Below are 7,684 nucleotides of genomic sequence, written 5' to 3'. Positions count from 1 at the left end.
GATCTGACCCCAAGGCATGTGCGGGCAGGTCGCAGAGATCTGTCGAAGGCGGGGTGGGTCCGGTGGCAGGGGTGTGAGCGGCATGGATGCCGCGACCAAGCCCCCAAGGACGGGTTTACGGCGTCCCCGCAACCCGACACCGCCCCGCCCGACAAACAGAAAAGCCAGAGCCGGCTGTTGCTCCGGCTCTGGCTTCTGCTGTGGAACTTGACGTTGCCTCTGCGGGTGCCGGGCCGCAGGCCCGGCCGATCACATCACACCACCGGTTCGCGCAGGGCAGGGTTGTCCCAGCCCGGGCGCGGGGCAAAGCGGTCACCGTGACGCTGCTGCAGCGCCTTCAGGCGCTCGACGATCGCATCGGCACCCACCGCGCGGATGTGCTGGATCGGACCCCCGCGGAACGGCGCGAATCCGGTGCCGAAAATCACACCCGCATCCAGCAGGTCCGCATCGGCCACCACGCCTTCGTGCAGGCAGGCCACCGCCTCGTTGAGCAGCGGCAGGATCAGGCGATCTTCCAGGTCCGCAGGGGCCTGGTAGTCGCTGGCGACATCCGGCTTCTTCGGCTTGCCGTTCTCCCAGGTGTAGATGCCCTGGCCATCCTTCTTGCCGCGCTTGTCGGCTTCCACCGTCTGCAGTGCCGCCGGAATCTGCAGGCCGAGGAACGGCGCCAGCTCGCGGCCCACGCCGGCGGCGACATCCAGGCCGACCGTGTCGATCAACTCGATGGGGCCCATCGGCATGCCGAACTTCACCGCTGCCTTGTCGATCACCGGGCCCGGGATACCTTCGGCATAGGCGGTGGCCGCTTCCAGCATGTAAGGGAACAGCACGCGGTTGACCAGGAAGCCCGGGCTGCCCGCCACCGGTACCGGGAACTTGCCCAGCGCCTTGCAGAACGCTGCCAGGCGGCGCTCGGTCTCCGGCGCCATGCCGTCGTGATGGATGATTTCCACCAGCGGCATCTGTGCCACCGGATTGAAGTAGTGCAGGCCGGCAAACTGCGCCGGGCGCTGGATGTGGTCGCGCAGTTCCACCAGCGGAATCGACGAGGTATTGGTGGTCAGCAGCGCATCGGCCTTCATGCCCGGCTCCAGCGTCTGGTACAGCGCGCGTTTGGCCTCCGGGTTCTCGATGATCGCCTCGATCACCAGATCGGCGTCGGCCACGCCTTTGCCCTCCAGGTCCGCCCGCAGCCGCGCCGCCACCGCCGGACGCTTGCTCTCGTCCTTCACCTTCCTGGCGAACAGTGCCTGCGCGCGTTCCATCGCCGGATCGATGAAGCGCTGCTCGCGATCCTGCAGGGTGACCTCGAAGCCCTTGTAGGCCGCCCACGCGGCGATGTCACCGCCCATCACGCCGGCGCCGACCACGTGCACGTGGCGGATGCCGGAATCGCCGCCGCCCAGACCCTTCAGGCGCTCGGTCAGGAAGAAGATGCGGATCAGATTGCGCGCGGTCGGCGTGCTGGCCAGTTTGACCACCGCGCGGCGTTCGGCATCCAGGCGGGCCTGCACCGGCTTGCCGGCGCTGCGCTGCCAGGTGCTGATCAGTGCATAGGGCGCCGGGTACTGGTCCTTCTTTGCCTTGCGCGCGACCTGCTTGATCATCTGCGGTGCCAGCACCTTGCGCGCCAGCCAGGTGTTGCTGGCCCATGCCAGCGCACGCTGCTTGAACGGCCGCGTGGTACCGGCCAGCGCCAGTGCGACGGCGGTGTCGAGCACCACCGCCGGTGCCACCACCTTGTCGACCAGGCCGATCCCACGCGCGGCCGAGGCCGAGAGGGTGCGGCCGGTCAGCATCATGTCCATCGCCGCCGGCGCGCCGACCAGCTGCGGCAGGCGCGCGCTGCCACCCCAGCCGGGGAAGATGCCCAGCTGGGTTTCCGGCAGGCCGATGCGGGTGCTGCTGTCGTTGGAGGCCACGCGGTAACGGCAGGCCAGGGCCAGCTCGGTGCCGCCACCCAGGCAGTGGCCATGGATGGCTGCGACGGTCGGGCAAGGCAGCTCCGCCAGCTTCTGGTAGGTGGATTGGCCGCGACGGATGGCATCGTTGACGGTGCCGCGCCGGTCGAACTCCTGGAATTCCTTCAGATCGGCGCCGGCGATGAAGCCGGCCTTCTTCAGGGACTGGATCACCACGCCCTTCGGCGGATCCAGCGCGATGCGTTCGAGCAGATCGCCCAGCTCCAGCAGCACGTCCTGCGACATCGCGTTGACACTGCTGTCCTGACGATCCAGGGACAGGACCACCACGCCGTCGTCGCGGATCTCGGGGTGCCAGTGGCTGAAGCGGAGACCATCGAAGCCTGAGAGCATGGACGTTCCATCCGGTTGTGTATGGAGAAGCGGCTATGATCCAGAGGTTGTTTCCCCCGCGTCAAATCCCTATAGCAGGGGAGTGGCAGTTCCGGATCCATGGCCGTGGAACAGAACGCTAACGGAACAGTGGTTAAAAGCTGGTGCGGCGCCGGGTGATCGGCGACTGAACTTTTCCCGGGATTGGCAGTCTCATTGCCCGACGTCGGTTGGGCTGACAGGAGTGCGGCCCCCCATGGCCGAGGTTGAAACACCACAGGAGCTGGATCTGGAACTGGTCCGGCGCGTGCAGCGCGGCGAGAGCGCGGCTTTCGATGTACTGGTGCGCAAGTATCAGCATCGGGTCGTGGCCCTGGTCGGTCGCTACATCGCCGACTGGAGTGAATGTCAGGACGTCGCCCAGGACACTTTCATACGCGCCTACCGCGCGATCGGAAGCTTCCGTGGCGATGCCCAGTTCTCAACCTGGTTGCATCGGATCGCCGTGAACACCGCCAAAAACTACCTGGCTTCACACAATCGACGCCCGCCGACCGATGACATCGACATCGGCGATGCCGAACAGTTCGACAGCGGCACGCGCCTGCGCGACACCGACACGCCCGAACGCGAGTTGATGCGCCAGGAGCTGGAACAGACAGTGATGAAGGCCGTCAACGCGCTGCCGGAAGAACTCCGGTCGGCGATCACCCTGCGCGAGGTGGAAGGCCTGAGCTACGAGGAAATCGCGCAGAAGATGGGGTGCCCGATCGGCACCGTGCGTTCACGGATCTTCCGGGCGCGCGAGGCGATCGACACCGAACTCCGGCCGCTGCTGGACATCGGCAGCGCCACCCGTGAGAAGAGCCGCGTATGACCAGTCATCCATTCAACGAATCGCAGAATCATCAATCGCCGGCCGGGCTGCGGCTCGACCAGCGCCATCGGGAACAGCTGTCGGCCCTGGTCGATGGCGAGCTGGGGGCCGACGAGGCCCGCTTCCTGCTGCGCCGCATGGAGCATGACCCGGAACTGGCCGGCTGCCAGGAGCGCTGGCAGCTGCTGGGCGACGTGATGCGCGGGCAGGCGTCGGTGCTTGCGCCCGCCGGCTTCAGCGCCGCGGTTGCCTCTGCCATCGCCGCCGAACCCACGCCCCGGTCCGGGCCTCAGGACCGGCAGGTGCGCCGCAGCGGCTGGCGTACCTGGGGAGGCGGTGCCGCATTGGCTGCCTCGGTCGCTGCGGTGGCCCTGTTGATCGGCGGCGAGAAGCTGAAGGAGACCCCTCCCGGAGAGCCGCTGGCACCCCAGGTGGTGGCCAGCCAGGCCGAGCTGCCGCCGGCACCGGTATCGCCCGCGACGGTGACCGAAGCCTCGGTCGATCCGGCGGTGGTGGCGGTGGCCAGTGTTCCGGCGGCCGCATTGGCCGCCAGCCGTCGCCAGGACGCACGCCGCGCCAGCGCCAGTGCCACCCGCGGCCAGCAGGCTGCGCGGGTGGCCCAGCGTGACGACGGGGCGCAGCGGGCCGTGGCTGCCGCCCAGGCGCCACTGGTGCCGACCGTGCCGGCCGGTGCCAGCCGCAACCTGCCGTTCGGCGAGGTGGCCGGCCTGCAGGCCCGGCCGTGGCCGCGCTCCAGCCTGGCTCCGGCCGCGGGGGGCGCGCTCAACGCCAGCTTCCCGGCGCATGCTGACAGCGCCACGTTCTACCCCTTCGAGCCGCGCCTGCAGGACGACCTGCCGCCGCCGCCCCGCCCGCGCGACTGAGCCGGGTGCTGCCACGCCCCGCCGATCGCGGGGCCCTTCTTCTCCCTTCCATCCGATCCGGAGGTTGCCGTCCGATGACTCCCCGATTCCGCACGCAGGCCATCGGCCTGCTGGCCCTGACCCTGCCGCTGGTGGCCTGTGCCCAGGCGCCGTCCCCGGCTGCCCAGACCGCTCCGGCCGCGGCCGCGGCCGCGCCGCGCGCTCCGGCGCAGCCGCTGGTCACCGGCCTGCCCGATTTCACCAACCTCGTCGAGCAGGTCGGCCCGGGCGTGGTCAACGTCGACACCACCATCGTCCGCAGCAACCGCCAGGCGCGTGGGCCGATGGGGGACGACGACATGCCGGAGTTCTTCCGTCGCTTCTTCGGCCCGGACTTCCCGATGCCGGGGCAGGGGCCGGGCGGCCCCGACGGCGGTCCCAGCATCAAGGGCCGCGGCATGGGGTCGGGCTTCATCATTTCGCCCGACGGCTACGTGCTGACCAACTACCACGTGGTAGCCGACGCCAGCGAGGTGAAGGTCAAGCTGGGCGATCGCCGTGAGTTCACCGCCAAGGTGGTGGGCAGCGACCAGCAGTACGACGTCGCCCTGCTGAAGATCGAAGGCAGGAACCTGCCGACCGTCCGTGTCGGCGATTCCAACAGCCTGAAGCCGGGCCAGTGGGTTGTCGCGATCGGCTCGCCGTTCGGCCTCGACCACTCGGTCACCGCCGGCGTGGTCAGCGCCCTCGGCCGCAGCACCGGCGGCCCGGACCAGCGCTACGTGCCGTTCATCCAGACCGACGTGGCGATCAACCAGGGCAACTCCGGCGGTCCGCTGCTGAACACCCGGGGCGAAGTGGTCGGCATCAACTCGCAGATCTTCTCTGCGTCCGGTGGCTACATGGGCATCAGCTTCGCGATTCCGATCGACCTGGCGATGAGCGCGGTCGAACAGATCAAGAAGACCGGCCGGGTCACCCGCGGCCAGCTGGGCGCGGTGGTGCAGGAGATCGACGGCCTGAAGGCGCAGGCCATGGGCCTGCCGGACAGCCGCGGTGCGCTGGTCAACCAGATCGTGCCGGATTCGGCGGCCGCCCGCGCCGGCGTGAAGGTGGGCGATGTGATCCGCACCGTGAACGGCGCACCGGTCAACAGCTGGTCCGATCTGCCGCCGCTGATCGGCGCCATGGCCCCGGGCAGCCGGGTCACCCTGGGCGTGATCCGTGATGGCAAGCCGCGCGACCTGAGCGCCACCCTGACCGCGCTGGCCGAGGATGACCAGGCCAGCGCCCGCAGCCCCGCCACCGCCAGGGCCGATGCCGCCCCGCAGAGTGGTGCCAATGCCCTGCTGGGCCTGGACGTCAGCGATCTGACCGCGCCGCAGCGCAAGCAGCTGGGCCTGGAATCGGGCGAGGGCGTGCGCATCACCGGCGTCAAGGGGCAGGGCGCCCGGGATGCCGGCCTGTCCCCGGGCATGGTGATCCTGCAGGTGGCCAGCACCCAGGTGAGCGGCGTGGAGTCGCTGAACCGCGCGCTGTCCAGCTACAAGAAGGGCGATGTGGTGATGCTGCTGGTCCGCACCGGGAACGGCAACAGCGCCTTCGTGGCGGTCAAGGCCGGCGAGTAAGGACCGGGGCTGCTCCGGCAGCCGCTGCCCCCCGAAGCCCCGCTCAGGCGGGGCTTCGGTCGTTCCGGCCCTGGCCCGGCGAGGCGCCTTTCGCGGCCGGGCCCCGGCCGTGCGATAATCCACCGTTACCCTGACGACGCCGCGCGCCGCCGCCACCTATGTCATCTGATTCGATGCGGAACATCCGCAACTTCTCCATCATCGCCCACGTCGACCACGGCAAGTCCACGCTGGCCGACCGCATCATCCAGCTTTGTGGTGGCCTGCAGGCCCGCGAGATGGAAGCGCAGGTACTCGACTCCAACCCGATCGAGCGCGAGCGTGGCATCACCATCAAGGCGCAGTCGGTATCGCTGCCGTACCTGGCCAAGGACGGGCAGACCTATCATCTGAACTTCATCGACACCCCGGGCCACGTCGACTTCTCGTATGAAGTCAGCCGCTCGCTGGCCGCCTGTGAAGGTGCGCTGCTGGTGGTCGATGCTGCCCAGGGCGTGGAAGCGCAGTCGGTGGCGAACTGCTACACCGCGGTGGAGCAGGGTCTGGAAGTGGTGCCGGTGATCAACAAGATCGACCTGCCTACGGCCGACATCGAGCGCGCCAAGGCCGAGATCGAGGCCGTGATCGGCATCGACGCCAGCGACGCCGTGCCGGTCAGCGCCAAGACCGGCCTGAACGTGCAGGACGTGCTGGAGGCCATCGTCCACCGCATTCCGCCGCCGCAGCCGCGCGATACCGACAAGCTGCAGGCGCTGATCATCGACTCCTGGTTCGACAACTACCTCGGCGTGGTCTCGCTGGTGCGCGTCATGCAGGGCGAGATCAAGGCCGGCGACAAGCTGCAGGTGATGTCCACCGGCCGCAACCACCAGGTCGACAACGTCGGCGTGTTCACCCCCAAGCGCAAGGTGCTGCCGGCACTGCGCGCGGGCGAGGTGGGCTGGGTGACGGCCAGCATCAAGGATGTGCACGGTGCGCCGGTGGGCGACACCCTGACCCTGGCCGGTGATCCGGCACCGAAGCCGCTGCCGGGCTTCCAGGAGATGCAGCCGCGCGTGTTCGCGGGCCTGTTCCCGGTCGATGCTGAAGACTACCCGGACCTGCGCGAGGCGCTGGACAAACTGCGCCTGAACGATGCCGCGCTGCGCTTCGAGCCGGAAAGCTCGGAGGCGATGGGCTTCGGTTTCCGCTGCGGCTTCCTCGGCATGCTGCACATGGAGATCGTGCAGGAACGGCTGGAGCGCGAATACAACCTGGACCTGATCAGCACCGCGCCCACGGTGGTGTACGAGGTCCTGAAGACCGATGGCTCGATCATCAACATGGACAACCCGGCCAAGCTGCCGGCGGTGAACCAGGTCCAGGAGATCCGCGAGCCGATCATCCGTGCCAACGTACTCACCCCCGAGGAGTACATCGGCAACATCATCAAGCTGTGCGAGGAAAAGCGCGGCAGCCAGATCGGCATCAACTACCTGGGCAGCCAGGTGCAGATCAGCTACGAGCTGCCGATGGCCGAAGTGGTGCTGGACTTCTTCGACAAGCTGAAGTCGGTCAGCCGCGGCTACGCGTCGCTGGACTATCACTTCGTGCGCTTCGATGCCGGTCCGTTCGTGCGCGTGGACGTGCTGATCAATGGCGACAAGGTCGATGCGCTGTCGCTGATCGTCCACCGCAGCCATGCCGACCGCCGCGGCCGCGAGCTGTGCGAGAAGATGAAGGACCTGATCCCGCGGCAGATGTTCGACGTGGCGATCCAGGCGGCTGTCGGTTCGCAGATCATCGCCCGTACCACGGTCAAGGCCATGCGCAAGAACGTGCTGGCCAAGTGCTATGGTGGCGACGTTTCGCGCAAGAAGAAGCTTCTGGAAAAGCAGAAGGAAGGCAAGAAGCGCATGAAGCAGGTCGGCCGCGTGGAAATCCCGCAGGAAGCGTTCCTGGCCGTGCTGCAGATGGACAACAAGTAAGCCCGCACCGGCCCTCCGGGGCCGGTCGTCCGGTGACGTTGCAAAGGACCCT

Annotated in this window: 5 protein-coding genes; 4 read left to right on the top strand and 1 reads right to left on the bottom strand. The window is 68.2% G+C overall.

Annotated elements, in window-relative coordinates; genetic code table 11:
* Window positions 1-254: 254 nt before the first annotated feature.
* Window positions 255-2,318: a 3-hydroxyacyl-CoA dehydrogenase NAD-binding domain-containing protein gene (locus tag ACVOKU_RS15500; RefSeq protein ID WP_180877177.1), complete on the bottom strand. Its 2,064-nt coding sequence runs from the start codon at window positions 2,316-2,318 to the stop codon at window positions 255-257.
* Between the two features lie 235 nt (window positions 2,319-2,553).
* Here ACVOKU_RS15500 and rpoE point away from each other — a divergent pair, with 235 nt between their 5' ends.
* From rpoE to lepA, 4 genes are all read left to right on the top strand, one after another.
* The gene (rpoE, locus tag ACVOKU_RS15495; RefSeq protein WP_065174837.1) at window positions 2,554-3,174 is read left to right on the top strand and encodes an RNA polymerase sigma factor RpoE; all 621 of its coding nucleotides are present in this window, start codon (window positions 2,554-2,556) and stop codon (window positions 3,172-3,174) included.
* Window positions 3,171-4,058 (top strand): sigma-E factor negative regulatory protein, encoded by an 888-nt coding sequence (locus ACVOKU_RS15490; RefSeq protein ID WP_053520401.1) that lies wholly within the window; start codon window positions 3,171-3,173, stop codon window positions 4,056-4,058. The genes rpoE and ACVOKU_RS15490 overlap by 4 nt, the downstream gene beginning before the upstream one ends.
* A gap of 74 nt (window positions 4,059-4,132) precedes the next feature.
* The gene (locus tag ACVOKU_RS15485) at window positions 4,133-5,665 is read left to right on the top strand and encodes a DegQ family serine endoprotease (protein WP_065181807.1); all 1,533 of its coding nucleotides are present in this window, start codon (window positions 4,133-4,135) and stop codon (window positions 5,663-5,665) included.
* 173 nt (window positions 5,666-5,838) lie between these two features.
* Entirely contained in the window at window positions 5,839-7,632 is a 1,794-nt protein-coding gene (lepA, locus tag ACVOKU_RS15480) for a translation elongation factor 4 (protein ID WP_065174904.1), read from the top strand.
* Window positions 7,633-7,684 lie beyond the last annotated feature (52 nt).

It is taken from the genome of Stenotrophomonas sp. STEN147 (assembly GCF_056757995.1).
Note: the sequence above shows the minus strand (reverse complement) of the source record. Positions and strands in the feature narration are given on the sequence as shown.